24 protein-coding genes, 1 tRNA gene, 2 rRNA genes, 1 other RNA gene and 1 other annotated feature are annotated in these 25,810 nt (G+C 40.1%); of the genes, 5 read left to right on the top strand and 23 right to left on the bottom strand.

All coding sequences use genetic code 11. The features are described from left to right. Nucleotides 1-177 precede the first annotated feature (177 nt). The 8 genes from MHI34_RS07080 to ffs form a co-directional block, all read right to left on the bottom strand. Nucleotides 178-3,105, bottom strand: a 23S ribosomal RNA gene (locus tag MHI34_RS07080). A 183-nt stretch (nucleotides 3,106-3,288) separates the two neighbouring features. Beyond that, nucleotides 3,289-4,840: ribosomal RNA gene (locus MHI34_RS07085) — 16S ribosomal RNA — on the bottom strand. The 16S and 23S rRNA genes sit together here, the layout of an rRNA operon. Before the next feature lie 281 nt (nucleotides 4,841-5,121). Then, nucleotides 5,122-5,394, bottom strand: coding sequence for a pro-sigmaK processing inhibitor BofA family protein (locus tag MHI34_RS07090; protein WP_036122146.1), 273 nt, complete (start codon nucleotides 5,392-5,394; stop codon nucleotides 5,122-5,124). A gap of 76 nt (nucleotides 5,395-5,470) precedes the next feature. Continuing rightward, a complete protein-coding gene (locus MHI34_RS07095; protein ID WP_036122143.1) occupies nucleotides 5,471-5,686 on the bottom strand; it encodes a YaaL family protein in 216 nt (71 codons plus the stop codon). Nucleotides 5,687-5,699: 13 nt separating this feature from the next. Continuing rightward, nucleotides 5,700-6,296, bottom strand: coding sequence for a recombination mediator RecR (gene recR / locus MHI34_RS07100; protein ID WP_036122141.1), 597 nt, complete (start codon nucleotides 6,294-6,296; stop codon nucleotides 5,700-5,702). An 11-nt stretch (nucleotides 6,297-6,307) separates the two neighbouring features. Next, a complete protein-coding gene (locus MHI34_RS07105; protein ID WP_036122138.1) occupies nucleotides 6,308-6,622 on the bottom strand; it encodes a YbaB/EbfC family nucleoid-associated protein in 315 nt (104 codons plus the stop codon). A 21-nt stretch (nucleotides 6,623-6,643) separates the two neighbouring features. Beyond that, complete coding sequence (gene dnaX, locus MHI34_RS07110; RefSeq protein WP_342504294.1) at nucleotides 6,644-8,428, bottom strand: DNA polymerase III subunit gamma/tau; 1,785 nt, start codon at nucleotides 8,426-8,428, stop codon at nucleotides 6,644-6,646. Nucleotides 8,429-8,571: 143 nt separating this feature from the next. Continuing rightward, an RNA gene (gene ffs, locus MHI34_RS07115) (signal recognition particle sRNA large type) lies at nucleotides 8,572-8,839 on the bottom strand. Nucleotides 8,840-9,007: 168 nt separating this feature from the next. Between ffs and MHI34_RS07120 the strand changes: the two genes are divergently transcribed. From MHI34_RS07120 to MHI34_RS07135, 4 genes are all read left to right on the top strand, one after another. Then, a tRNA-Ser gene (locus MHI34_RS07120) sits at nucleotides 9,008-9,100 on the top strand. Between the two features lie 127 nt (nucleotides 9,101-9,227). After that, nucleotides 9,228-10,487: an ATP-binding protein gene (locus tag MHI34_RS07125; protein ID WP_051891648.1), complete on the top strand. Its 1,260-nt coding sequence runs from the start codon at nucleotides 9,228-9,230 to the stop codon at nucleotides 10,485-10,487. Beyond that, nucleotides 10,488-11,366 carry a response regulator gene (locus tag MHI34_RS07130; RefSeq protein WP_036122124.1) on the top strand — a complete coding sequence of 293 codons (879 nt, stop codon included), beginning with the start codon at nucleotides 10,488-10,490 and terminating at the stop codon, nucleotides 11,364-11,366. 92 nt (nucleotides 11,367-11,458) lie between these two features. Beyond that, entirely contained in the window at nucleotides 11,459-12,733 is a 1,275-nt protein-coding gene (locus MHI34_RS07135) for a cation:dicarboxylase symporter family transporter (RefSeq protein WP_036122120.1), read from the top strand. A gap of 45 nt (nucleotides 12,734-12,778) precedes the next feature. Here the strand turns inward: MHI34_RS07135 and MHI34_RS07140 are convergent, their stop codons facing one another. The 10 genes from MHI34_RS07140 to MHI34_RS07185 all read right to left on the bottom strand — a co-directional run bounded on the left by MHI34_RS07140 (nucleotide 12,779) and on the right by MHI34_RS07185 (nucleotide 21,146). Next, complete coding sequence (locus MHI34_RS07140; protein ID WP_342504295.1) at nucleotides 12,779-13,399, bottom strand: RraA family protein; 621 nt, start codon at nucleotides 13,397-13,399, stop codon at nucleotides 12,779-12,781. Between the two features lie 190 nt (nucleotides 13,400-13,589). Continuing rightward, nucleotides 13,590-14,498 carry a methyl-accepting chemotaxis protein gene (locus MHI34_RS07145; RefSeq protein ID WP_342504296.1) on the bottom strand — a complete coding sequence of 303 codons (909 nt, stop codon included), beginning with the start codon at nucleotides 14,496-14,498 and terminating at the stop codon, nucleotides 13,590-13,592. Nucleotides 14,499-14,580: 82 nt separating this feature from the next. Then, nucleotides 14,581-15,108, bottom strand: a complete 528-nt coding sequence (locus MHI34_RS07150; RefSeq protein WP_058843213.1) for a TIGR00730 family Rossman fold protein — start codon at nucleotides 15,106-15,108, stop codon at nucleotides 14,581-14,583. 84 nt (nucleotides 15,109-15,192) lie between these two features. Then, entirely contained in the window at nucleotides 15,193-15,861 is a 669-nt protein-coding gene (locus MHI34_RS07155; protein ID WP_036122086.1) for a deoxynucleoside kinase, read from the bottom strand. After that, nucleotides 15,861-16,496, bottom strand: a complete 636-nt coding sequence (locus MHI34_RS07160; RefSeq protein WP_036122083.1) for a deoxynucleoside kinase — start codon at nucleotides 16,494-16,496, stop codon at nucleotides 15,861-15,863. The genes MHI34_RS07155 and MHI34_RS07160 overlap by 1 nt, the downstream gene beginning before the upstream one ends. A 215-nt stretch (nucleotides 16,497-16,711) precedes the next feature. After that, nucleotides 16,712-19,123 carry a heavy metal translocating P-type ATPase gene (locus MHI34_RS07165; protein ID WP_330494077.1) on the bottom strand — a complete coding sequence of 804 codons (2,412 nt, stop codon included), beginning with the start codon at nucleotides 19,121-19,123 and terminating at the stop codon, nucleotides 16,712-16,714. 81 nt (nucleotides 19,124-19,204) lie between these two features. Next, entirely contained in the window at nucleotides 19,205-19,411 is a 207-nt protein-coding gene (gene copZ / locus MHI34_RS07170; RefSeq protein WP_058843215.1) for a copper chaperone CopZ, read from the bottom strand. 32 nt (nucleotides 19,412-19,443) lie between these two features. Beyond that, nucleotides 19,444-19,776, bottom strand: coding sequence for a metal-sensitive transcriptional regulator (locus tag MHI34_RS07175; RefSeq protein ID WP_036122075.1), 333 nt, complete (start codon nucleotides 19,774-19,776; stop codon nucleotides 19,444-19,446). 67 nt (nucleotides 19,777-19,843) lie between these two features. Next, entirely contained in the window at nucleotides 19,844-20,791 is a 948-nt protein-coding gene (locus tag MHI34_RS07180; RefSeq protein WP_089934906.1) for a cation diffusion facilitator family transporter, read from the bottom strand. Nucleotides 20,792-20,810: 19 nt separating this feature from the next. Then, nucleotides 20,811-21,146 (bottom strand): metalloregulator ArsR/SmtB family transcription factor, encoded by a 336-nt coding sequence (locus MHI34_RS07185; protein ID WP_089934908.1) that lies wholly within the window; start codon nucleotides 21,144-21,146, stop codon nucleotides 20,811-20,813. Between the two features lie 234 nt (nucleotides 21,147-21,380). On the opposite strand from MHI34_RS07185, the gene tadA reads away from it, so the two are divergent. Beyond that, the gene (gene tadA, locus MHI34_RS07190) at nucleotides 21,381-21,896 is read left to right on the top strand and encodes a tRNA adenosine(34) deaminase TadA (protein WP_342504297.1); all 516 of its coding nucleotides are present in this window, start codon (nucleotides 21,381-21,383) and stop codon (nucleotides 21,894-21,896) included. 223 nt (nucleotides 21,897-22,119) lie between these two features. On the opposite strand, the gene MHI34_RS07195 is transcribed toward tadA, so the two are convergent. The 5 genes from MHI34_RS07195 to pdxS form a co-directional block, all read right to left on the bottom strand. Then, on the bottom strand, nucleotides 22,120-22,392 hold the full coding sequence (locus tag MHI34_RS07195; RefSeq protein WP_244504896.1) for a sigma 54-interacting transcriptional regulator: 273 nt from the start codon (nucleotides 22,390-22,392) through the stop codon (nucleotides 22,120-22,122). Then, nucleotides 22,379-22,591, bottom strand: a complete 213-nt coding sequence (locus MHI34_RS07200; protein WP_244504897.1) for a hypothetical protein — start codon at nucleotides 22,589-22,591, stop codon at nucleotides 22,379-22,381. The genes MHI34_RS07195 and MHI34_RS07200 overlap by 14 nt, the downstream gene beginning before the upstream one ends. 83 nt (nucleotides 22,592-22,674) lie before the next feature. Then, nucleotides 22,675-23,955 carry a serine--tRNA ligase gene (gene serS, locus MHI34_RS07205; protein WP_089934916.1) on the bottom strand — a complete coding sequence of 427 codons (1,281 nt, stop codon included), beginning with the start codon at nucleotides 23,953-23,955 and terminating at the stop codon, nucleotides 22,675-22,677. Nucleotides 23,956-24,031: 76 nt separating this feature from the next. Next, nucleotides 24,032-24,247, bottom strand: a binding site (T-box leader). Nucleotides 24,248-24,296: 49 nt separating this feature from the next. Then, the gene (gene pdxT / locus MHI34_RS07210; RefSeq protein WP_036122068.1) at nucleotides 24,297-24,860 is read right to left on the bottom strand and encodes a pyridoxal 5'-phosphate synthase glutaminase subunit PdxT; all 564 of its coding nucleotides are present in this window, start codon (nucleotides 24,858-24,860) and stop codon (nucleotides 24,297-24,299) included. A 1-nt stretch (nucleotide 24,861) separates the two neighbouring features. Beyond that, nucleotides 24,862-25,746 (bottom strand): pyridoxal 5'-phosphate synthase lyase subunit PdxS, encoded by an 885-nt coding sequence (gene pdxS, locus MHI34_RS07215; RefSeq protein WP_058843219.1) that lies wholly within the window; start codon nucleotides 25,744-25,746, stop codon nucleotides 24,862-24,864. Nucleotides 25,747-25,810 lie beyond the last annotated feature (64 nt).

Genomic DNA, 25,810 nt, shown 5'->3' on the forward strand with positions numbered 1-25,810 from the left:
GCTTTCAATATACATCGCATTTCTTCGTCAGCTTCTGTCGTTCAGTCAGTCACGTACTTGAGTACGCTCCTTCCCTCTCTCTATTGCTTCCTCGAACTACTCGTATCTTGAAACCCTTCATAAAAGAAATTATTCTTTCAAAACTGGATAAACGGTTCATTGAATGGTTCAAACGTTTTGGTTAAGTCCTCGATCGATTAGTATTCGTCAGCTCCATGTGTCACCACACTTCCACCTCGAACCTATCTACCTCATCGTCTTTGAGGGATCTTACTTACTTGCGTAATGGGAAATCTCATCTTGAGGGGGGCTTCATGCTTAGATGCTTTCAGCACTTATCCCGTCCACACATAGCTACCCAGCGATGCCTTTGGCAAGACAACTGGTACACCAGCGGTGTGTCCATCCCGGTCCTCTCGTACTAAGGACAGCTCCTCTCAAATTTCCTACGCCCACGACGGATAGGGACCGAACTGTCTCACGACGTTCTGAACCCAGCTCGCGTACCGCTTTAATGGGCGAACAGCCCAACCCTTGGGACCGACTACAGCCCCAGGATGCGATGAGCCGACATCGAGGTGCCAAACCTCCCCGTCGATGTGGACTCTTGGGGGAGATAAGCCTGTTATCCCCGGGGTAGCTTTTATCCGTTGAGCGATGGCCCTTCCATGCGGAACCACCGGATCACTAAGCCCGTCTTTCGACCCTGCTCGACTTGTAGGTCTCGCAGTCAAGCTCCCTTGTGCCTTTACACTCTACGAATGATTTCCAACCATTCTGAGGGAACCTTTGGGCGCCTCCGTTACCTTTTAGGAGGCGACCGCCCCAGTCAAACTGTCCGCCTGACACTGTCTCCTGCCCCGCTAAGGGGCATGGGTTAGAATTTCAATACAACCAGGGTAGTATCCCACCGACGCCTCCTTCGAAGCTGGCGCTCCGAGATCTCTGGCTCCTACCTATCCTGTACAAGTTGTACCAAAATTCAATATCAGGCTACAGTAAAGCTCCACGGGGTCTTTCCGTCCTGTCGCGGGTAACCTGCATCTTCACAGGTACTATAATTTCACCGAGTCTCTCGTTGAGACAGTGCCCAGATCGTTACGCCTTTCGTGCGGGTCGGAACTTACCCGACAAGGAATTTCGCTACCTTAGGACCGTTATAGTTACGGCCGCCGTTTACTGGGGCTTCAATTCGCAGCTTCGCTTGCGCTAACCACTCCTCTTAACCTTCCAGCACCGGGCAGGCGTCAGCCCCTATACGTCACCTTACGGTTTTGCAGAGACCTGTGTTTTTGCTAAACAGTCGCCTGGGCCTATTCACTGCGGCTCTCATGCGCTTGCACGCTCAAGAGCACCCCTTCTCCCGAAGTTACGGGGTCATTTTGCCGAGTTCCTTAACGAGAGTTCTCTCGCACACCTTAGGATTCTCTCCTCGACTACCTGTGTCGGTTTGCGGTACGGGCACCTCTCACCTCGATAGAGGCTTTTCTTGGCAGTGTGAAATCAGGAACTTCGTCCATACGGACTCGCCATCACAGCTCAACGTTACAGTGTGCGGATTTGCCTACACACACGCCTTACTGCTTGGACGCGCATAACCAACAGCGCGCTTACCCTATCCTACTGCGTCCCCCCATTTCTCAAACGGTGAGGAGGTGGTACAGGAATATCAACCTGTTGTCCATCGCCTACGCCTATCGGCCTCGGCTTAGGTCCCGACTAACCCTGAGCGGACGAGCCTTCCTCAGGAAACCTTAGTCATACGGTGGACGGGATTCTCACCCGTCTTTCGCTACTCATACCGGCATTCTCACTTCTAAGCGCTCCACCAGTCCTTCCGGTCTGACTTCAACGCACTTAGAACGCTCTCCTACCACTGACATCGTAGATGTCAATCCACAGCTTCGGTGAATCGTTTAGCCCCGATACATTTTCGGCGCAGCGTCACTCGACCAGTGAGCTATTACGCACTCTTTAAATGATGGCTGCTTCTAAGCCAACATCCTGGTTGTCTGTGCAACGCCACATCCTTTTCCACTTAACGATTACTTTGGGACCTTAGCTGGTGGTCTGGGCTGTTTCCCTTTTGACTACGGATCTTATCACTCGCAGTCTGACTCCCGTGTATAAATATCTGGCATTCGGAGTTTGTCTGAATTCGGTAAACCGGGATGGCCCCCTAGTCCAAACAGTGCTCTACCTCCAGTATTCTCATCACGAGGCTAGCCCTAAAGCTATTTCGGAGAGAACCAGCTATCTCCAAGTTCGATTGGAATTTCTCCGCTACCCACACCTCATCCCCGCACTTTTCAACGTGCGTGGGTTCGGGCCTCCAGTAAGTGTTACCTTACCTTCACCCTGGACATGGGTAGATCACCTGGTTTCGGGTCTACGACCACGTACTATTTCGCCCTATTCAGACTCGCTTTCGCTGCGGCTCCGCCTTCTAAAGCTTAACCTCGCACGTAATCGTAACTCGCCGGTTCATTCTACAAAAGGCACGCTATCACCCATTAACGGGCTCTAACTACTTGTAGGCACACGGTTTCAGGATCTCTTTCACTCCCCTTCCGGGGTGCTTTTCACCTTTCCCTCACGGTACTGGTTCACTATCGGTCACTAGGTAGTATTTAGCCTTGGGAGATGGTCCTCCCGGATTCCGACGGAATTTCACGTGTTCCGCCGTACTCAGGATCCACTCAGGAGAGAACGAACTTTCGACTACAGGGCTTTTACCTGCTCTGGCGGACCTTTCCAAGTCGCTTCATCTAACTCGCTCTTTTGTAACTCCGTATTGAGTGTCCTACAACCCCAAGAGGCAAGCCTCTTGGTTTGGGCTCTTCCCGTTTCGCTCGCCGCTACTCAGGGAATCGATTTTTCTTTCTCTTCCTCCAGGTACTTAGATGTTTCAGTTCCCTGGGTCTGCCTTCAAGACGCTATGTATTCACGTCAAGATACTACGCCATTAAACGTAGTGGGTTCCCCCATTCGGAAATCTCCGGATCAAAGCTCACTTACAGCTCCCCGAAGCATATCGGTGTTAGTGCCGTCCTTCTTCGGCTCCTAGTGCCAAGGCATTCGCCGTGCGCCCTTAATAACTTAACCAAGTTATTAAGCCTATAAAAAAACTTAAAAAATAAATGTGTTTGTTACAATTTCAATGTCGTTTTATCCAGTTTTCAAAGAACAAGTTTTGAAGATTTTCATTCAAGAAAGAATGAACCTTCAAAACTGAACGCAAAACGTAATCTTACAAACCCTAGGTTTGTATTCCGAAATAATCCTTAGAAAGGAGGTGATCCAGCCGCACCTTCCGATACGGCTACCTTGTTACGACTTCACCCCAATCATCTATCCCACCTTCGGCGGCTGGCTCCAAAAGGTTACCTCACCGACTTCGGGTGTTACAAACTCTCGTGGTGTGACGGGCGGTGTGTACAAGGCCCGGGAACGTATTCACCGCGGCATGCTGATCCGCGATTACTAGCGATTCCGGCTTCATGTAGGCGAGTTGCAGCCTACAATCCGAACTGAGAACGACTTTATCGGATTAGCTCCCTCTCGCGAGTTGGCAACCGTTTGTATCGTCCATTGTAGCACGTGTGTAGCCCAGGTCATAAGGGGCATGATGATTTGACGTCATCCCCACCTTCCTCCGGTTTGTCACCGGCAGTCACCTTAGAGTGCCCAACTAAATGATGGCAACTAAGATCAAGGGTTGCGCTCGTTGCGGGACTTAACCCAACATCTCACGACACGAGCTGACGACAACCATGCACCACCTGTCACCGTTGCCCCCGAAGGGGAAACTATATCTCTACAGTGGTCAACGGGATGTCAAGACCTGGTAAGGTTCTTCGCGTTGCTTCGAATTAAACCACATGCTCCACCGCTTGTGCGGGCCCCCGTCAATTCCTTTGAGTTTCAGTCTTGCGACCGTACTCCCCAGGCGGAGTGCTTAATGCGTTAGCTGCAGCACTAAGGGGCGGAAACCCCCTAACACTTAGCACTCATCGTTTACGGCGTGGACTACCAGGGTATCTAATCCTGTTTGCTCCCCACGCTTTCGCGCCTCAGTGTCAGTTACAGACCAGATAGTCGCCTTCGCCACTGGTGTTCCTCCAAATCTCTACGCATTTCACCGCTACACTTGGAATTCCACTATCCTCTTCTGCACTCAAGTCTCCCAGTTTCCAATGACCCTCCACGGTTGAGCCGTGGGCTTTCACATCAGACTTAAGAAACCACCTGCGCGCGCTTTACGCCCAATAATTCCGGACAACGCTTGCCACCTACGTATTACCGCGGCTGCTGGCACGTAGTTAGCCGTGGCTTTCTAATAAGGTACCGTCAAGGTACAGCCAGTTACTACTGTACTTGTTCTTCCCTTACAACAGAGTTTTACGAACCGAAATCCTTCTTCACTCACGCGGCGTTGCTCCATCAGGCTTTCGCCCATTGTGGAAGATTCCCTACTGCTGCCTCCCGTAGGAGTCTGGGCCGTGTCTCAGTCCCAGTGTGGCCGATCACCCTCTCAGGTCGGCTACGCATCGTCGCCTTGGTGAGCCGTTACCTCACCAACTAGCTAATGCGCCGCGGGCCCATCCTATAGCGACAGCCGAAACCGTCTTTCAGTATTTCACCATGAGGTGAAACAGATTATTCGGTATTAGCCCCGGTTTCCCGGAGTTATCCCAAACTATAAGGTAGGTTGCCCACGTGTTACTCACCCGTCCGCCGCTAACGTCGAAGGAGCAAGCTCCTTCTCTGTTCGCTCGACTTGCATGTATTAGGCACGCCGCCAGCGTTCGTCCTGAGCCAGGATCAAACTCTCCATAAAAGAAATTTGAATAGCTCAAATTGTTTTGCTGGCATCAATTTTGATGTCCAAAATTTTGTTTCGTTCACTAACAGAAGTTAGTTACTGAAAACTTTATTGATTACGTTTTGCTTGTTCAGTTTTCAAGGTTCATTTCGTTAACTGCTGTTTTAGCAGCAACTCTTATATAATACCATGTCGTATATAATGTGTCAACATAAATTTTTAATTTATTTTCGTTTCAATCAGTTATATTAGCGACTTTTATAACTATATCATATTCTTTTCATATTGCAAGCTTTTTATAAAAAAAATATTAAAGCTGTTATTCCTAATACACCCGGAATACCTAAGACGGCAATAGTTAAGACTGAAAATAGATTGATGGGTACATTATATCCTATATAACCAATACCTAAATGGATTATAAATAATAATAGAAAAGCAAATGCAAATCTAAACCAAAACACCGATAACCCTTCTAAAATCTTACCTAGTTTAGCATGTCTTATTATTACATAAAGAAAAAGAAGCCCTACAGGAATACTAATACTCATAATTACTAACCAAGACAATATGGTTGCCCCCTCAATTAAATAATTATGAAAGTTTATGTTTCCTGTATCGCTTCTATGAATATTTAAATAAGAACTATTTTATTAATACCTTGCGAATTCTAGCTTCCTTAAATAAATAGAAATGAATACTTTCTGCTGTTTTGCGTTGAGCAATTACCCCGAGATCATAGTCATCCATTAATTCTTCTATTATCTTCGCCTGCTGTAAATCCTCTTTTGTTTCTTTTATAAGATTCACAAGCCTATCATCGAATTCTTTTTTTAACTTTCCTTTACTACGGAAGAACATATTAATCCCTCACTCATAATTCGCGTCGGCCTTCCATTGCCTTAGATAGCGTAACCTCATCTGCGTATTCTAAATCTCCCCCTACTGGCAATCCATGCGCAATACGAGTCGTACGAATCCCTGAAGGTTTGACAAGGCGAGATATGTACATAGCTGTTGCCTCACCTTCAATTGTTGAATTCGTAGCTAAAATAAGCTCTTGTACACTTTCATCTTGCAAACGCACTAACAAGGAAGCAACATTAATATCTTCTGGACCGATACCATCCATTGGAGAAATTGCACCTTGAAGTACATGATACATGCCGTTGTAGTCACGCATTTTTTCCATTGCAATAACATCCTTTGTATCTTGCACAACACAAATAATAGAATGATCTCGCTGCTTGTCTGCACAAATGTGACATGGGTCTACATCTGTTATATTGCCACAGACAGAACAGTAACTCAGGTTTCGTTTAGCATCAATCAATGCTTTAGAGAAAGATAATACATCGTCTTCTTTCATAGATAACACAAAAAACGCCAGACGAGCCGCGGTTTTCGGCCCGATACCTGGCAATTTCATAAAACTATCGATCAATTTAGATATTGGTTCTGGGTAGTACATATGATTACCTCCTAGAATGGAAGGTTTAAGCCTTGAGTGAATTTACCCATCGTTGAGTTTGTTTTTTCTTCTACCTTTTTCAACGCTTCGTTTGTTGCAATAACAATTAGGTCTTGTAACATTTCGATGTCTTCTGGGTCTACTACAGCTTCATCTAGATTTACTGACACTACTTCACGCTGACCAGAAACTGTTACTTTTACCATGCCGCCGCCTGCAACACCTTCAAATTGCTCAGCATTTAAAGCCTCTTGAGCCTCCATCATTTCCTTTTGCATTTTTTGCATCTTTTTCATCATACCTTGCATATTTCCCATTCCACGCATAAATGTCTTCCTCCTAAAAATTTAATCTTCAATAATTTCAACAAAATCTTTACCAAAGAGCTTTTCAGCCTCTGTCACAAGTGGATCTTGTGAAGCAAGAGGTTGGGCATCATCGATAAATGGTTCATCTGGCATTTCTGCCGGTGGTGGCTCTAATAATTCTTCTCCATGCTCTGAGACAGCCTGTGATTTCTTTTGCTGTAGACTGTGATCACGGATAAACTCTTCACGCATTTTCAACCAAGATTCTTCTGGTATACATAGCATCTCGTACATTGTACCAGTTTGCCCAGCAATTAATTGTGTAAAGTGAGCCTTTAAAGATTGGTTATCGGCAACCATCTGACAATGAATATCATACTTGAATTTTAACACAAAAGCACTCGAAGATGCCGCAACAGGTTCAGCCTCTGCTAAAAGAGCCGATTGAGATTTTTGCATTTGATTTAATGCTTGTGCCCAAACTGACTTGATACGTTGCACATCTTGCTTTGTAGCATCTTTCAACACTTCCTGAATACGACCAGTGGGTGCTTTATAGCCATTCGGGTTTTTAGCACGAGGTCTTTGCTCTTTTTGCGTTGACGTCATTTGCACAGGAGTTCCTGTTTGCAGTTGCAAGGATAATTGTTGAATCATCTGCTCAAGCGCTACCACCTTTTGCGTGAGTTCTGAGCTTTGTACAGTTTCGTTCATAGCCACCGTTTGATGCGCTAACCCTCCCGAAAATTGTGCCATTTTAAGCAATGCTGTTTCTAAGTAAATTTTCGTATGGTGAGAGAAACGCATCTCCTGCTGTACTTTTGCGAGTATATCAATATAGCCATAAAGCATATCTGGAGCAAATTCGTGTGCTAAAGTAAATACACGCTCCTCAGGGGACACTAACTCTAAAAGTTCAGCTAAATCATCACTTGTTTGAAGTAATAGTAAATCGCGGAAAAAAGTAATTAAATCTTCTGAAAGGCGCAAGGGATCCTTGCCATCAGCTATAAGTTGCTCTAAAAGAGCTAGCATTTGAGCAACATCTTTTACTTTCAATGCTTCAGCTAAGTCATAAAAAACATCCTGACTAATTGAACCTGTAACTAATAATGTGTCCTCAAGCTTTAATTTTTCCCCACTAAATGACACAACTTGGTCTAGCAAACTTAAAGCATCACGCATTCCTCCTGCGGCTGATTGTGCGATCACCTTTAAACCTTGTTCTTCATATGGTAAATCAATATCTTCTAGGACGACCTTCATACGTTCAATAATATCATTGGTAGAAAGTCGCTTAAAATCAAAGCGCTGACAACGAGAAATAATCGTTGCAGGCAATTTGTGAGGCTCTGTCGTTGCTAAAATAAATACAGCATGAGGAGGTGGCTCTTCCAAAGTTTTTAAAAGAGCGTTAAAGGCACTTGTAGAAAGCATATGCACTTCGTCTATGATGTACACCTTATATCTACTGCTTGCAGGAGCAAAGCGAACCTTTTCTATAATATCCCTAATCTCTTCAACACGTGAATTCGAAGCCGCGTCAAATTCAATGACATCAGGATGGGAGCCATCCGTAATACTTATGCATGTAGCGCATTCATTACACGGTTCTTTCGATGGTGCATGTTCACAATTTAAAGCCTTCGCAAAGATTTTGGCTGTACTTGTTTTCCCTGTACCACGCGGCCCAGAAAATAAGTAAGCATGCGTTGTTTTATTTGCTAGGAGAGCATTTTGTAGCGTTCTTTTGACATGTGCTTGGCCAGACATTTCTCGAAAAGATTGCGGTCGATACACACGATAAAATGCTTGATACGTCACTGATTTCCTCTCTCCTTCTCCATTTAATTGAATAGTTATATTATAGCATTTGCCTTCTTATATAGAAAATGAAGTTACTAAATTTAAAAATAAAAAAGCACCCGCCTTATAGTAGACGGATGCTTTGAATTGGCAAGTTAATGCCGTGCACCTTTCCTTGACAGCCGCACATAAGCGTTACTCTTGTCGTTAGCTCGGATTAGGCAACCCCGCGGCACATGGATAAGACCACTTAATGCTGCTTCCTTCCGGACCTGACATGGTTCATGGGTATCCATTGCGCAGGACCCAATCGTCAACACTACGTGCAAAAGGCAGACCAAACAATACGGACAGCCTCGAAAAAGGAATTCAGTCTCGCTAGAGCGGATTGCGAGTTACAGGACACCGCTACCTTCCCACCTAGCACGGCAATAACTAGTATACTGACAGTTTGTATAAATTGCAACTTAATGCACAAATTATTTATTTCCAAGCCCTGAATAAACTACTTAAATTTTTTTCAAAAAAAATATTGACGAGTGTTTCTAGTTATGATAAATTTATTTTTGTCGATAAGACAGCAGAGCAATATAACATGGAGGTATACCCAAGTCTGGCTGAAGGGATCGGTCTTGAAAACCGACAGGCGGGTAACACCGCGCGGGGGTTCGAATCCCTCTACCTCCTCCATTTTTAAAATTTCCGACTACAATTGTAGCCGTTTTTTTTTGCCAAAATTGTATGTATTACTTGTTAGATACCACTTCCGCCTCGGTTGTGGTATTTTTTATTATATGAATGATGGGAGGTTGTAATATTGCAATCGAAATTATCTATGACACGTGCTTCCCTTACTTGGATTTTCATTATTGCTGTCCTGACCGCAATTGGTAGTGAAATTAAAATTATGCCATTTGCTAATACAACATTCCGTTTTGGTTTAGGTACGATCATCTTCTTTTTATGCACACTACTTAAACCTACACCGATTATTTTAGCCGGTATTGCAACAAGTATAGTGACAACAATTTTTCGTGTTATTAATTCCACGTTACACAACGTTCCAATTTCTGAGAGTCTATTTAACCATTTACCAGCCGCGTTATTTTATGTATTGTTTGCAGTGTGCCTACAAATTTTAGATATTCAACAATATAGAGAAAAACCTTTAAAACTTGGTTTACTCGTCGCCTTTAGTGAGGTCATTAGTAATTTAGCAGAACAAATTTTTCGATTTTTTGTCCAAAATTATACTTTTTTATTTCTTCATGACCTCCTGATCCTATTAGCCGTAGCTATATTACGCAGTTTTTTTGTAGTAGGTATTTATAGCTCCATTTTGATTGCTGAGCAAAAAAAACGAGTACAAGAAATGCTCAATATCGGATCTGACCTCTATGTTGAGACCCTATACTTAAAAAAATCAATGAACCATATTGAAACTATTACAGCCAGCGGTTATGAATTATATCGACAGTTAAAAGTGCTAGGTTATCGAGCTGAAAGTTTACAGGCACTTCATATTGCCCAGGAAATCCATGAAGTGAAGAAAGATTCTCAACGTATATATGCTGGTATTTCGAAGATTGTGGGCGAAAGAAGCTTCGGCCCTTTCGTATTATCTGAATTATTGCATTATATTGAAGAAGGCAATAGGAAATACGCTGAATTACTTGGTAAGGATATACAATTTAATACATGTATAGACTTCGATTTTCAAACAAAGGAACATATTGCACTCCTTGCTCTTTTAAATAACTTATCTGCCAATGCTGTTGAGGCTATTGAAGAACAAGGTATCATTTCTATTGCTATTGGGCGCCAAGAAGATAATACTGTAATAACAGTATGTGATAATGGACAAGGAATTTCACAAGCAGATATTTCTGTTATCTTTGAACCTGGATACACAACCAAGTTCAATATTGATGGTGTAGCGGCAACTGGCATTGGGCTTTCACACGTTGCTGAATTAGTAGAAAAATTAAAAGGCTCAATAACCGTTGATTCAGACGATCAATATACAACGTTTAAAATCATAATTCCTACGCAAACTATTCAAACGGGAGAGACTTAAATGAGGTATTTTATTGTAGACGATGATCGTGCAAGTCGTGTTATGTTAAAACAAATTATTGAAGATAGCGGGCTAGGTACAGTTATTGGTGAGGCACGTAATGGTGAGGATGCCATACCACAGATTTTAATGACGCAGCCAGAATTTGTGTTAATTGATTTATTGATGCCCAAGCTCGATGGTATAGCAACAGTTGAGCAACTTATGCAAAATCGTTTTGAGGGACAATTTATTATGATTTCACAAGTTGTGAATAAGGAAATGGTTGGTGAGGCCTATGAACAAGGAATTGATTTCTTCATTCATAAACCAATCAACCGTATCGAAGTAGAAAATGTTTTGAAAAAAACAACTGAACAATTTCGACTTAAAAATTCGCTGTTAGTTATACGTCAATCACTTACAAACATTGAATTAACTGAACAAAAGGCTCATAAAGCAACATCACGAGATCATATTCAATCTATTTTAAATGATATGGGCATTGTCGGTGAAATTGGTAGTGAGGATATAATTGCCATTATAGAAACATTACTTGCTCATCAGCATAAGATTGCACCTCTTCCTCCATTAAAAGAGCTGTATGAAGAAATTGCAGCTGTGACAAAGGCTACACCCGATGACATATTAAAGGAAAGTAAAGCCATTGAACAGCGTGTGCGCCGAACAATATTAGCTGCAATGATTAATCTTGCTAATTTAGGGGTTGTTGATTATACAAACTCTGAATTCGAGTACTATGCCCCACGCTACTTTGATTTTAAAGAGATTCGCCAGCTCATGACACAAATTGAAGACCACGATAATCGTAAAGCAAAGGTTAATATTAAGAAGTTTATTCAAGTTTTATATTCAGACATTTTAACAAAAGTAAATTAATTTTCTCGGATTTTGTCGGATTCCGTAAGTCCTCTGTATTATTAAAGTAAGGCGTGTCCTGAAAATTTAATACTAGGGGAGGTACAAAGGATTTGAAAAAGAAATTTAAAATCAGTTTAGCCGCTCAAATTTTAATCGGTTTGATTTTAGGGATCATTATTGGTGGTATCTTTTACGGAAACCCCAAAATTGAGACATATTTACAACCATTAGGGGATATATTTTTACATCTAATTAAGATGATTGTTGTACCGATTATAATTTCGACTTTAATCGTTGGTGTTGCTGGTACTGGAGATATGAAGCAACTTGGACGATTAGGCGGGAAATCTATTATTTACTTTGAAATTATTACAACTGTTGCCATCGTAGTTGGATTACTTTCTGCGAACATTTTCCAACCTGGTGCAGGTATAAATATGAATGAACTATCTCAAGGTGATATTTCAAAGTATGTATCAACAACTGAAGAAGTACAGCATGAGGGGCCATTTGATATCATTGTAGGCATTGTCCCAACAAATATCATTCAGTCAATGGCTGAAGGTGATATGCTTGCGATTATCTTCTTCTCAGTTCTTTTTGGTTTAGGGGTTGCTGCAGTTGGTGATCGAGGAAAACCAGTCTTAGACTTCTTCCAAGGGGTAGCAGATGCTATGTTCTGGGTAACAAACCTCGTAATGAAATTCGCTCCACTTGGGGTATTTGGTTTAATTGGTGTAACCGTTTCCAAATATGGGTTTGCCTCCCTGGTTCCACTTGCCAAATTGGCCATTCTTGTATATGCAACAATGCTATTCTTTATCTTTGTCGTTCTTGGCCTTGTGGCAAAATTCGCAGGAATTAGCATCTTCTATTTAATTAAAGTATTAAAAGATGAACTAATTTTAGCGTTCTCTACAGCAAGTTCTGAAGCTGTATTACCACGTGTTATGATGAAAATGGAGAAATTAGGTGCGCCAAAGGATATTGTTTCCTTTGTTATACCAACTGGTTACTCCTTTAACTTAGATGGATCAACACTCTACCAAGCCATTGCAGCATTATTTATTGCTCAAATGTACGGTATTCACCTAAGCATTGGTGAACAAATTACGTTAATGCTTGTACTAATGGTTACATCTAAAGGGATTGCAGGTGTTCCAGGAGTATCATTCGTAGTACTTCTAGCAACTTTAGGTACTGTCGGTATTCCACTTGAAGGACTAGCATTTATCGCTGGTATTGACCGTATTCTTGATATGGGACGTACAGTTGTTAACGTAATTGGTAACTCATTAGCGTCATTAGTAATGGCAAAATGGGAAGGTCGTTTCGATCGCGAAAAGATGAAAAATTACTTTAATGATAATGAAAATCTAGCGTAAGTTAAAAAAATCCTCACGATGTTGGATGGCATCGTGAGGGTTTTTTTATTTTGCTAATATTTTATCTAAATAAGCAATAATGGATTCTTTTCCATTGACATGTGCTTCCTGTGCACGCTTTTCATCTTTTTCGAGTTTGGCTTCTGCTGCTGCTACAATTTTTTCAGCCTCTTGCTGTGGCACGACAATCACACCGTCTACATCCCCAATTATATAATCACCAGGGAGAACTGTTACTCCCCCTATGGCAATGGGCACATTTACTTGACCACCACCATTTTTATTGCCTGCAGCTACGGTAGTACCTAACGAGAATATAGGGAAATTTAGCTCCTGAATTGCTTCAATATCACGGATTACGCCATCTACAACAAAACCTTGTACACCAATGCCCTTTGCTAAGGAAATCACAAAATCTCCAGCTACCGCTCTATTCGTATTTCCTTTTGCATCAATTACTAAAATATCCCCTTCATTCGCTGCTCTAATTGCTTCCAATACTGCCCCGTTTTCACCATCTGGTAAACGTACAGTCACAGCTCGTCCTGCAATTTTAAAATGATCTGCTAACGGCTTGATATCACTACGCAAATTGGTATGCCCACCTGTCGCATCTGATATAGCTGTAGTTGGTAGATGCTGAAAGCTTACTTCCACTTTTGTCATACATAACACCCCTATTATGATTGATGAAAGCCTTACACTATTATTGTAAATAAAAAATATAGACTATTTCAATATATATCGAAAACAAGTGGAAAAAATGACAACAGTATTTCACCATTATTTTTTATGAAATATGTGTATTGATATTAAAATGGCATCATCTATTTAAAGGATAGTGCCATGTTTAAGATTAAATAATTTCGATAAACTGCTTGGATTGTTCATCTAATGCTTCAGCAGCAGATGCAATTTCACTAAAATCATTTGTAGTGACGGTAATTTGTTCATTCGTTTTATCCGCTTTTTCAGCTATCCTTGTAATACTGTCTGTCACCTGACTAATTTCTCGTTCAATCCCTTCAACATTATCTTTCACTTCTGAAATGGATTGCTCAACTCTTACAGAAAGCTTTCGAACCTCTTTGGCTACTACATCAAAACCTCTACCATATTCGCCAGCTCTAGCTGCTTCAATGGCCGCATTTAAAGCCAATAAATTAGTTTGTGAGGCAATCTCTTGAATCGTTTTGACAATGCCTTTTATAGAATCCGCTTGTTTTTGAAGCTGTGCAAGATTACTTACATTTTCATTTGATTCCTGTGACACTACTTGAATGGTTTCCAGTAGGTCCTGGCTATTTTGAATACCAGCCTCTGAACGCTGATAAAGCTCTTTAGACATACTCTTTAATTTGTCGGCTACGCTCATTATCTCATTTTGACGTTCAGTAATATTAGCAGCTATTTTAGAAACACCTATTACTTTTCTTGTATTATTTGCGAAAACAGGCATATATGTCGCTTCCAACCAAATTCTTTGACCGTTAGCATCGATTCGCTCAACTTTATCCTGATAGCTATTTCCAGCTGTTAGATTACACCAAAATTTATCGTACTCGCTACTATTCGTAAAATCAGGCAAGCAAAGTTCTTTATGGTGCTTTCCTAACATCTCCTGTACGGTATAACCTAATGTTTGAGCAAATAGCTCATTGACGTATGCTACTCTTCTGTCCATATTAAAGCGGATAATTGCTATATTACGTTCAATGGCTTGTACTACTAAATCATCGGTTACTTGAGCATCTACACTGTGCATATACAACACCTCATTTATTTCTATTTTTTTACTTAAAATATAATTATTTAACTTTTATCTTACATAAAAAACATGGGAATGCTCACCCATGTTTTTTTAATAAACGTAAAACACCTTTCGAAGTCGTTGCCACATGAAAGAGCGCCTTTTGTTCTGCACGTATAAAGTCTTCCTCTAACATTATTTTAAAATGCTTCAAAATTGCATTATAGAATCCATTTACATTATATAAAATGACAGGTTTTTCATGCAGTCCAATCTGAGCCCAAGTAAATACCTCAAAATATTCATCTAAAGTTCCTGCGCCACCAGGAAGAGCAATAAAGGCATCGGCTAACTCTGCCATTTTAGCCTTACGAATATGCATAGAGTCTACAAAATGAATCTCTGTTAATGAGGCATGTGCCAATTCTCTCTTCTGTAAATGAGTGGGCATCACACCAATTACTTCTCCACCCGCTGCTAAAACAGCATCGGCTACCTTCCCCATTAACCCTGTTTTAGAACCACCATAGACCACACCATGACCGCTGTTAGCTAGTGCTGTACCTAGCTCCGCCGCCTTCTCAGCATAAATAGGATTTTTACCTAAACCAGATCCGCAATACACTGCAATTCTTATAGTAATCCCTCCTATTCAAAAAACGTGCAACAATCAGCTATATATTGTCCCACGTTTTTTGGTCATTTACTTTTACTTTCGTAAATGGCTTGTTTGTTTTAGCATATGACTGATGCGGCTCACAATTGATTCAATGGCATCAGGATTTTTTAATAAATCATAATCGTTAATATCTAAACGAAGAACTGGACAGGAATTAAAGTTATTAATCCAGTTTTCGTAGCGTTCATGCATTTCTACCCAATAATCATTCGGTGTCTGTTGCTCCATGGCACGTCCACGCTCTTGAATACGACCAATAACTGCATCAATTGGTCCTTCAAGATAGACAAGCAAATCTGGATGCGGGAAATAGGGTGTCATCACCATCGCATCAAACAAATTTGTATATGTTTCATAATCTGTCGGACTCATTGTTCCTTTATCATAGTGCATCTTAGCAAAAATCCCAGTATCTTCGTAAATGGATCGATCTTGTACAAATCCTCCGCCATATTCAAAAATACGCTTCTGTTCTTTAAATCGCTCTGCTAAAAAGTAAACCTGTAAATGAAAGCTCCATTTTTCAAAGTCATCATAAAATTTATCAAGGTATGGATTCGTATCTACTTTCTCGAATGATGTACGAAAGTTTAGTGCCTCTGCCAACGCCTTTGTCATCGTTGATTTTCCTACACCAACAGTTCCTGCAATAGTGATGACTGTTTGTGGTGGAATATCATACTTCTCTCTTAAATTCATTATTGCAAACTCCTTTGTTGTAACGTATCTTTAATTATTTTTAAAACATGTTCTAAATCATTTGGATTTTTTACAAAATCAAGCTGATCTCCATTAAATCGAATAACTGGAATTTCAGGATGCATGTTCTCAAAATGCTGGATAAAGGAATGATAATCAGCCACAAGCTGCTCCATGTAATCTCGTGAAATCATCTTTTCAAATTCTCGACCACGCATGGCGATACGCTTCATTAATGTTTCAACGCTGGCATGTAAATAAACCACTACATTTGGAACAGGCATATCCTTCGTTAAAATTCTATAGATTTCCTCGTACTTGTCGTACTCAGTTGGCGCCAATGTACGTTTCGCAAATATTAAATTTTTAAAAATATGATAGTCTGCTACAACCGGTTTGGCATGCGCTAATCGAAATTTTTTAATATCCGTTAATTGCTTATAGCGATTACAAAGGAAGAACATTTCCGTTTGGAAACTCCACTCCTCAATGTTTTCATAAAACTTATTTAAAAAAGGGTTTTCGTCTACAATTTCTTTTAATAGATGGTAATTAAATGTCGCTGCTATCTCTTTTGATAAAGAGGTTTTACCAACACCAATCGGACCTTCTACCGTAACAAATGGAACCGTCACCAGAAGTTCCTCCTTTTTGTTCGATGGATTATCACGTTGTGCCCTACTTTGGCACCTCATTCATTAAATAAATCAGTACTTTTCATTCTATCATAGTAGGAAAATGAAAAACAGAATCAACCTATTGATTGTTCTAGTAAATTTCTCTGCGCGATTTTTCTCTAATTCATAGAAAAAAGACATCGAGAATATACTTCCCAATGCCCTTACAATTCTTATAATTTCACTCGCTGTAATCGTAGTGCATTCAATACTACCGATACCGAACTGAAAGCCATTGCTGCCCCTGCCACCCACGGAGCAAGTAGACCGATTGCAGCAATAGGAATACCTAATGTATTGTAGGCAAATGCCCAAAATAGATTTTGTTTAATATTACGCATTGTTTTTCGACTCATTAGAATGGCATCTGCGATACTATTTAAGTCACCACGAATTAGCGTAATGTCTGCCGCTTCCATCGCAACGTCTGTTCCTGTACCGATTGCCATACCAATATTTGCGGTTGCCAGTGCAGGTGCATCATTAATACCGTCACCTACCATCGCTACTTTTTTCCCTTGAGCTTGAAGCTTTTTCACTTCATCTGCTTTGCCTTCAGGTAATACTTCAGCAATTACATAATTTACGCCTACCTCTGTTCCTATGGCTTGAGCAGTCCGTTCATTATCACCAGTCATCATAATGACCGTAATGCCCATATCCTGTAAACGATGAATAGCCTCTTTTGATGTATCTTTCACTGTATCAGCGACCGCTACTAAGCCTGCATATCGACCATTAATGGCAGCAAGCATCGCTGTTTTGCCGTTGCGTTCTAGTTGCTCCATGGTTGGTAATATATCATCAATATAAATTCCATATTGTTGCATTAATTTACGTGTACCAATGACAATACCTTGACCTGAGACAGTTGCCTGCACACCATAACCAGGTATTGCTTCGAAGAATTGAACTTCACCTAAAGCGATACCACGATCTTCTATACCGTGTACAATGGCTTCTGCTAGAGGGTGCTCTGATTGTTTCTCAGCTGCCCCAATTAAAGATAAAAAGCGTACTTCATCCTGCTCTGATGCTAATAAAACATCTGTAAGCTCAGGTTTACCATGTGTCACTGTACCAGTTTTATCTACAACTACTGTATCAATACTTTGTGTTTGTTCTAAATGTTCTCCACCTTTAAATAAAATACCAAATTCAGCTGCACGTCCTGAGCCTGCCATTATTGACGTTGGCGTTGCTAATCCAAGAGCACATGGACAAGCAATGACAAGTACTGCAATTAAAACCTCTAAAGCAGGTGTAAATTCACCAGGTCGAACCCATATAATCCAAATTAAAAATGTGACAATTGCAATGCCAACAACGATTGGTACGAAAATCCCTGAAATTCGGTCTGCCAAACGTTGAATCGGTGCTTTTGATCCTTGAGCATCTTCTACCACTTTTATGATTTGCGCTAATGCTGTATCACGACCAACCTTTGTCGCTATCATTTTAATAAAACCATTTTTATTAAGCGTAGAACCAAATAATGGATCGCCTTGTTTCTTATCAACTGGTAGACTTTCCCCTGTTAACATTGATTCGTCAACGGCTGTTATTCCCTCTATTACCTCGCCATCAACTGGAATCTTTTCCCCTGGTTTCACTAACATTACATCGCCAATGATCACTTCTTCTAAAGGAATCTCTTTTTCTACACCATCACGTACAACAATAGCGGTTTTGGCTTGAAGTCCCATTAGTTTTTTTATGGCTTCAGATGAGCGTCCTTTTGCTTTTGCTTCAAATAATTTACCTAATAAAATTAATGTAATTAAAACTGCACTCGTCTCAAAATAAAGATGTGGACCATGGTGTGATCCTATCGTTACAATTGCTTGATAGACACTATAGAAATAAGCTGCTGATGTCCCCATGACCACAAGTACATCCATATTTGCACTGCCATTGCGTAATGCTTTATAGGCACCTACATAAAATTGCTTACCAATAATAAATTGCACAGGAGTAGCCAGTAGCATTTGGACCCATGGATTCATAAGGAATTCTGGCACATATAAAAATGACGTAAAGGAAAAATGGCCGACCATCGTCCAAAGCAATGGTAAAGAAAGAATAGCCGAAAAAATAAATTTCCGTTGTTGCTGTTTAATGGCTTTTTCACGGTAATCCACTGTTTCCTGCTCATCTGCCTTTTGATGAGCACCATAGCCTAACTTCTCTACCTTTGCAATGATATCTGCCATGGACACTTCTGATGGATTAAACTCAATCACCGCTTTCTCCAGTGCTAGGTTAACATTGGCAGAAGAAATACCACTTAGCTTATTTAACCCTTTTTCAATGCGAGTCGCACAAGCTGCACATGTCATACCCGTAATATCAAGCTCAGTCTTTTGTTTAACAACACCATAACCTAGTGCTTCTATTTTCTTTTCAAAATCTTCTTCAGTTAGCTTTTTTGAGTCATACTTAATAGATGATTTTTCTAGCGCTAAATTAACCGTCGCTTGTTCTACCCCATCCATTTTATTTAAGCCTTTTTCTATACGAGTGGCACAGGCTGCACATGTCATGCCTGTAATTTGCAAATTCGCTTCTTTTATATCAGAACTCATTTACCTTTCACCTCTCCTTATACCAACAGGGGGTATATTTTTTTGAAAATAAGAGAGTGCTACAGGAGCACTCTGCAACTACTATTTTACATCATAGCCTTGATCATCAATTGTCTCTTTAATTTGATCAATGGATACTTGTGCATCATCAAATGCAACATCAACTAAACCATCTGCTAAATTAACTTTTACTTGTTCAACACCAGCTAAAGCACCAACATTTTTTTCAACTGCACTTACACAATGACCACATGACATTCCTTGTACATTTAACGTTACGTTTTGCATAATAAAATCTCTCCTTTTAATATGGTTTATATTTATTTTTTCATTAACTTTTGAATCGTTACTACTAACTCATCTAAAACCGCTTCATCGCCCTCTGATAAACGATCTACAACACAACCCTTTAAGTGACCTTCTAATAATATTTTTGCCACACTATTTAATGCGGACTGTGTAGCAGATAGTTGCGTAATAATATCATCACAGTAAACGTCTTTATCAATCATTCCTTTAATGCCGCGAATCTGGCCTTCAATACGATTTAAGCGCGTTGTTAAATCCTTTTTCACACGCTCAGGGTGATGACTTTTTCGACAAGACGTAGCTCCCTCTGTATGACAAACATCATCTTTTACTGTGTCTTCCATTCTACCCCTCCTATCTCAACTTCATAATACTATACCCAAGAAGGGTATGCAAGCGATAAAAATTTTTTTATTCATGATGATGCTCATGATCATTTTTTAATTGGCATAAAATTGTATTTCCATGTTGATGTGATGCCGTTTCTAATTGAATGGTTACATGCTTAATACCCTTATGCTCAAGATTATGTTCAATTTTTCGTAGAATATGCTCACCATCAGCTATTTTTAACTGTTCATTGACAACTGCATGACAGGACAATGCATTCGTTCCACTAGTAATTGTCCAGATGTGTAGATCATGGATACTTTTTATTCCATCCGTCTGTTCTATTAGTTGAATAATCTCCTGAACATCTACATTTGAAGGTGTTCCTTCCATTAAAACATGGATTGAAGCCTTTGTGACATAGTAGCCACTTCTTACTACTAATAAAGCAACAATTACGCTCGCAAGTGGATCTGCCCAGCCCCAGCCAAAAAACATAATTAATAAAGCCGCAACAATTGCCCCTACAGACCCTAGCATATCGCTAAGTACATGTAAAAAAGCGCCACGCATATTTAAATTATCTTTTGTGTCACTGCCACGCATCATAATCCATGCCACTAAAATATTAATGACCAAACCAATCGTACTAATAATAAGCATTCCTGAAGTAGCTACTTCAGGCGGATTGGCAAAGCGTTTAAACGCTTCATAGAAAATAAATAATGCTATCCCTATTAATGTAATACCATTTAATACAGCAGCTAAAATTTCAAATCGTTTATAACCATACGTTTTACTATAGCTAGCCGCCTTTTCTCCAAACATAAAGGCTAACATCGCAATACCTAAAGAGATAGAGTCACTTAACATATGACCTGCGTCTGATAAAAGAGCTAAGCTATTCGTTAAAAAACCACCAATTGCCTCTACTATCATATAGCCTGTAATAATAATAAACGACAGTAATAACACCTTTTTATTTGCACCATGTGTATGATCATGACCGTGATCGTGTTGATGTCCCATTTATATTCCTCCATTTCATTTAATTATGTGTCGCATGCTCAATAGCTTGCTTCAATAAATTCATAATGTGATCGTCATCCTTAGAATAATACAAGGTTGTTCCCTCTCTTCGAAATTTCACTAAGCGTAAATTTTTTAAAAAACGTAATTGATGAGAAACAGTCGATTGGCCTAAATCTAAAATTTCAGCAATGTCGTTGACTGAATGTTCATCTGTACATAGTAAGTTTAAAATGCGAATTCGAGTCGGATCACTCAATGCCTTAAAGGTTTGAGATACTACAAATAATGTCTCTTCATCTAAATGCTGAATTGCAATTTTTTGTGTTTTTGAACTTTTTAATGTTTCATCCATAAAAGTTTACCCCATTCTTAAATATTTATATATGAGCATGTGTTCATGTATAAATATATAGGGTTATTTTAGGAATGTCAATAATCAACTATACCGAAGCCTAGTTGCATTCAGATTTAGCTTTGTGCTTACACAAAGCGTTCCTTTCTGATTCCTTGACACCCGCTGAAAGAAAGTTAAAAGTAGCAATTACCAATTAAGCAGGATAAACTACTTTATAAGGAGAGATTTTTAGTGGATATTTTTGAAACAGATCGTCAATTTATGAAACAAGCATTAGAAGAAGCCAAAAAAGCAGCTATACTTGGGGAAGTGCCTATAGGTGCTGTACTTGTTTATAATGGGGAAATTATTGCAAAAGCTCATAATTTACGAGAAACAACACAAAATGCAACAACACATGCTGAGCTAATGGTTATTCAAGAGGCTTGTAAAAAAATCGGCAGCTGGCGTCTCGAAAAAACAACACTCTATGTTACGCTTGAACCTTGCCCAATGTGCGCAGGTGCAATTTTGCAATCTCGTGTACCACGTGTTGTCTATGGTGCAAGAGATATCAAAGCAGGCTGTGTAGATTCACTCTATCGTTTATTAAACGATGCACGCTTTAACCATGAATGTGAAGTATCTGAAGGAATCTTAGCAGATGAATGTGGACAAATTTTAACCGATTTTTTTAAAGCCTTACGAGAGCGTAAAAAAGCTGAGAAAAAAGCACGTATAGCTTCGAAAAATGAGACTATCAATTAAAGAAGGTGCCTCCTAATGAGACACCTTCTTTTTTATCCTCAGAGTAATAGCAATATATATGAACTGTGTCGTAGCAGCAACAGTAATGAATATTAAGGTTAAATAGTTAATCGTCTGAAAACACATTCACCTTCGATATAACTTTGCTTGTAAAGATACATCTGGTGGTCAATGAGTAACTTTCCACCATTAGCTTCCTGTAACTGTCCTTTTCTTTCTTCATTTACTTAGTATAGCGTCCAATTTCATTATGAAGAACTTGTGCTATAAAATCTTTCTCTATTCTAGTTTCCCCTGTTAATAAAATCGGAGCATTTTTCTTTGCGCTACGACTGGCCTTTTCAAGTTGAGACTTCATTTCAGTGTTTATCGTAATGAAATCCTCTAGACGATAGGCCGTATGATTATCTCGAGATAGATTATGTCCCAGGAAATTATTTAAGCATTTTAATTGCTTACTTTCATAAAAATGCTCTGAGAATTCAATTGCCTCCATAGCTTTCCATTGCTCCATAATGGGATAAGTTTAGCGATAAATAACTAAAACCATCTAATGTTGTAAGCTGTTGCCCATAGGTTAAAACGGGTTTCCCTGGTTGCATAACTTCAAAAACGGTACTTGTTTCAGGTGTTAAGCCAATTTCTAATAATATATTTAAATTTGCTAGATTATAAAAAATTGCAAAACCTTTCATGGGAGATTTCAATTTTGGAAAAGCAAAAAAGCCATTTTAGATTCTCCCCTAAAGGATGGTCTAAAATAGCTTTTATTTGTTTTTTATTTTGGTGCGATTACGTCTTTACCACCCATATAAGGTCTTAAAACTTCAGGAATCACTACGCTTCCATCAGCTTGTTGATAGTTTTCCAGGATAGCCGCAACTGTACGACCAATGGCAAGACCTGAACCATTTAATGTGTGAACATACTCTGGTTTTGCATTTGGCTCACGACGGAAGCGGATATTTGCACGTCGTGCTTGGAAATCCTCAAAGTTAGAACAAGAAGAAATTTCACGGTACATGTTTTGTGCTGGAATCCACACTTCTAAATCATATTTCTTTGCTGCAGTAAAGCCTAAATCGGCTGTACACATTTTTAGTTTACGATATGGTAATCCTAATAATTGCAGTACTTTTTCAGCATGACCTGTTAATAGCTCTAATTGTTCGTATGATTCCTCTGGTTTTACAAAACGAACTAGTTCTACTTTATTGAATTGGTGTTGACGGATTAAACCACGTGTATCACGTCCTGCAGAACCTGCCTCTGAGCGGAAGCATGCACTGTACGCAGCAAAGCCTTGTGGTAAAGCCTCAGCTGGTAATATTTCATCACGATAGAAGTTCGTTACTGGAACCTCTGCTGTTGGAATCATGAAATAATCCGTTTCTTCTAATTTGAATACATCTTCCTCGAATTTTGGAAGCTGTCCAGTACCTGTTAAGCTATCACGATTTACAATGACAGGTGGTAGCATTTCCTCATAGCCATGCTCTTCTGCATGTAAATCCATCATGAACGTCATTAATGCACGTTCTAAACGAGCTCCAAGACCACGGTAGAATAAGAAACGGCTACCTGTTACTTTTGCGCCACGTTCAAAATCCACAATTTTCAAATCTGTCGCTAGATCCCAATGTGCTTTAATATCAAAATCAAATGCTGGAATTTCGCCCCAAGTATATTCCTCAACATTGTCGTCCTCTGTTGTACCTACTGGGACAGATTCATGAGGAATGTTTGGTAAACGCATCATCATATCTTTAAAGCGCTCTTCTACATCATTTAATTGATTGTCTAATTCTTTAATTTCATCGCCTACCTGACGCATACGAGCAATGACTTCATCTGCGTTTTCCTTATTGCGCTTCATAAGTGAAATTTGTTCAGATACTTTATTACGTTCTGCTTTTAATTCTTCCGTTTTAGCAATTAATTCACGACGCTTTGCATCTAAGCCTTCAAAGTCATCTAAGTTACCTAAATCTTCATTACGTGTTAATAGCATTTCTTTAATTTCCGCGAAATTATCGCGTACACGTTTAATATCTAACATATTCATACCTCCAATAGTTTCTTTAATGATGGGAAATTGTTGCATCAAAATAAACACAAAAAAGCCCTCATCCCTGGAAAGGGACGAGAGCTACCCGCGTTGCCACCCTAATTGACTAGGCGTATGCCTAATCCACTTATTTTATAACGGCATTTCAGCCGGCTACAGCCTACTTCACTCACTTCGACTGTGCAACTCCAGGACGGATTCACAAGTGCTTTTATCAGCTTCCACCAACCGCTGACTCTCTAAAAAAAACGTGCTTGTTACTACTTCCCATCATCGTGTTCAATTATTTAAATTTTAACCATACTGTACTATATGAAAACAAATTTTGCAAGTCATACCATAGAGGAGACAAAATATTCAAGAATTCGCTTATCTGCTGTTAATTCAGGATGAAACGAACAACCTAATAAATGACCATCTTGCGCCAAAATTATTTTTCCGTCATGCTGAGCGAGAACATCAACATCTTTACCTACCGCTTCAATATGAGGTGCACGAATAAAAACTGCTGGAATACGTGCACCTATTTTAGGAATATCCAGTTGAACTTCGAAGCTATCTATCTGACGTCCAAATGAATTTCTTGCTACCGTCACATCCATAACTGCTAAATGCGGTTCGTCATCCACTAATTGATTGGCTAATAAAATTAATCCTGCGCATGTCCCAAATACCGGTAAACCTTGCTGTGCAAGTTCACGGATTGGCTCTAGTAGGTCAAAACGGTCCAGCAATTTTCGCATTGTCGTACTTTCCCCACCAGGTAGTACAAGTCCATCGAGATTCACTAAATCCTTCTTCTGTTTTACTAAAATCGCTTCACAATCAAGCCCTTCTAACATTTGGACATGCTCACGGACTGCTCCTTGTAATGCTAAAACACCAATTCGTTTCATTTTACCAGCCTCGCTCTTGCATACGCTCGTTTTGCCCAAGCTGTGCAATATCAATACCCTTCATTGGTACACCGAGCTCTTTAGATATTTCAGCAATTAGCTTATAGTCTTTATAGTGGGTAGTCGCCTCCACAATAGCACGTGCAAATTTTTCTGGATTTTCGGATTTGAAAATACCAGAGCCCACGAAAACGCCATCAGCTCCAAGCTCCATCATTAATGCAGCATCGGCTGGCGTAGCAACACCACCTGCCGCAAAATTTACTACTGGTAAACGACCAAGACGTTTAATTTCTCTTAATAATTCGAAAGGAGCCCCCAGTAATTTTGCCTCCGTCATTAATTCATCTTCTGTCATACCCACTACTTTACGTACCTGAGCATTTACTTTGCGAATATGTCGAACTGCCTCCACTATATTCCCTGTTCCTGGTTCACCTTTTGTTCGTAGCATTGACGCGCCTTCTCCGATACGACGGGCTGCTTCACCTAAATCACGACAGCCGCACACAAACGGTACTGTGTAATCACTTTTTAATAAATGGTATTCTTCATCTGCTGGTGTTAAAACTTCACTTTCATCAATATAATCAACCCCCATTGCCTCTAAAACGCGTGCTTCAACGATATGCCCTATACGTGCCTTTGCCATAACAGGAATGGTTACAGCCGCCATTACTTCCTCCACAATACGAGGATCAGCCATACGTGCAACGCCACCTGCCTTACGAATATCTGAAGGTACCCTTTCTAATGCCATAACGGCTACAGCGCCTGCTGCTTCTGCTATTTTTGCTTGCTCTGCATTAATGACGTCCATAATAACGCCGCCCTTTTGCATTTCTGCCATTCCACGTTTTACTAACTCTGTACCTGTTTGTTTCATTTTCTAACCTCCACCTTTATGATGAAGTTTAGTATAATAGAAATTGACCATATAAAAATATCCA

It is taken from the genome of Lysinibacillus sp. FSL L8-0126, assembly GCF_038630385.1.
Taxonomy (GTDB): Bacteria; Bacillota; Bacilli; order Bacillales_A; family Planococcaceae; genus Lysinibacillus; species Lysinibacillus fusiformis_D.

Bases quoted from the DNA above. Each gene is read 5' to 3' on its own strand.
- MHI34_RS07095 (WP_036122143.1), bottom strand. From the start codon at position 5,686: ATGTTCTTCCGTAGTAAAGGAAAGTTAAAAAAAGAATTCGATGATAGG.
- recR (WP_036122141.1), bottom strand. From the start codon at position 6,296: ATGTACTACCCAGAACCAATATCTAAATTGATCGATAGTTTTATGAAA.
- MHI34_RS07105 (WP_036122138.1), bottom strand. From the start codon at position 6,622: ATGCGTGGAATGGGAAATATGCAAGGTATGATGAAAAAGATGCAAAAA.
- MHI34_RS07130 (WP_036122124.1), top strand. From the start codon at position 10,488: ATGAGGTATTTTATTGTAGACGATGATCGTGCAAGTCGTGTTATGTTA.
- MHI34_RS07140 (WP_342504295.1), bottom strand. From the start codon at position 13,399: ATGACAAAAGTGGAAGTAAGCTTTCAGCATCTACCAACTACAGCTATA.
- MHI34_RS07145 (WP_342504296.1), bottom strand. From the start codon at position 14,498: ATGCACAGTGTAGATGCTCAAGTAACCGATGATTTAGTAGTACAAGCC.
- MHI34_RS07155 (WP_036122086.1), bottom strand. From the start codon at position 15,861: ATGAATTTAAGAGAGAAGTATGATATTCCACCACAAACAGTCATCACT.
- MHI34_RS07165 (WP_330494077.1), bottom strand. From the start codon at position 19,123: ATGAGTTCTGATATAAAAGAAGCGAATTTGCAAATTACAGGCATGACA.
- copZ (WP_058843215.1), bottom strand. From the start codon at position 19,411: ATGCAAAACGTAACGTTAAATGTACAAGGAATGTCATGTGGTCATTGT.
- MHI34_RS07175 (WP_036122075.1), bottom strand. From the start codon at position 19,776: ATGGAAGACACAGTAAAAGATGATGTTTGTCATACAGAGGGAGCTACG.
- MHI34_RS07180 (WP_089934906.1), bottom strand. From the start codon at position 20,791: ATGGGACATCAACACGATCACGGTCATGATCATACACATGGTGCAAAT.
- MHI34_RS07185 (WP_089934908.1), bottom strand. From the start codon at position 21,146: ATGGATGAAACATTAAAAAGTTCAAAAACACAAAAAATTGCAATTCAG.
- MHI34_RS07195 (WP_244504896.1), bottom strand. From the start codon at position 22,392: ATGGAGGCAATTGAATTCTCAGAGCATTTTTATGAAAGTAAGCAATTA.
- MHI34_RS07200 (WP_244504897.1), bottom strand. From the start codon at position 22,591: ATGAAAGGTTTTGCAATTTTTTATAATCTAGCAAATTTAAATATATTA.
- serS (WP_089934916.1), bottom strand. From the start codon at position 23,955: ATGTTAGATATTAAACGTGTACGCGATAATTTCGCGGAAATTAAAGAA.
- pdxT (WP_036122068.1), bottom strand. From the start codon at position 24,860: ATGAAACGAATTGGTGTTTTAGCATTACAAGGAGCAGTCCGTGAGCAT.
- pdxS (WP_058843219.1), bottom strand. From the start codon at position 25,746: ATGAAACAAACAGGTACAGAGTTAGTAAAACGTGGAATGGCAGAAATG.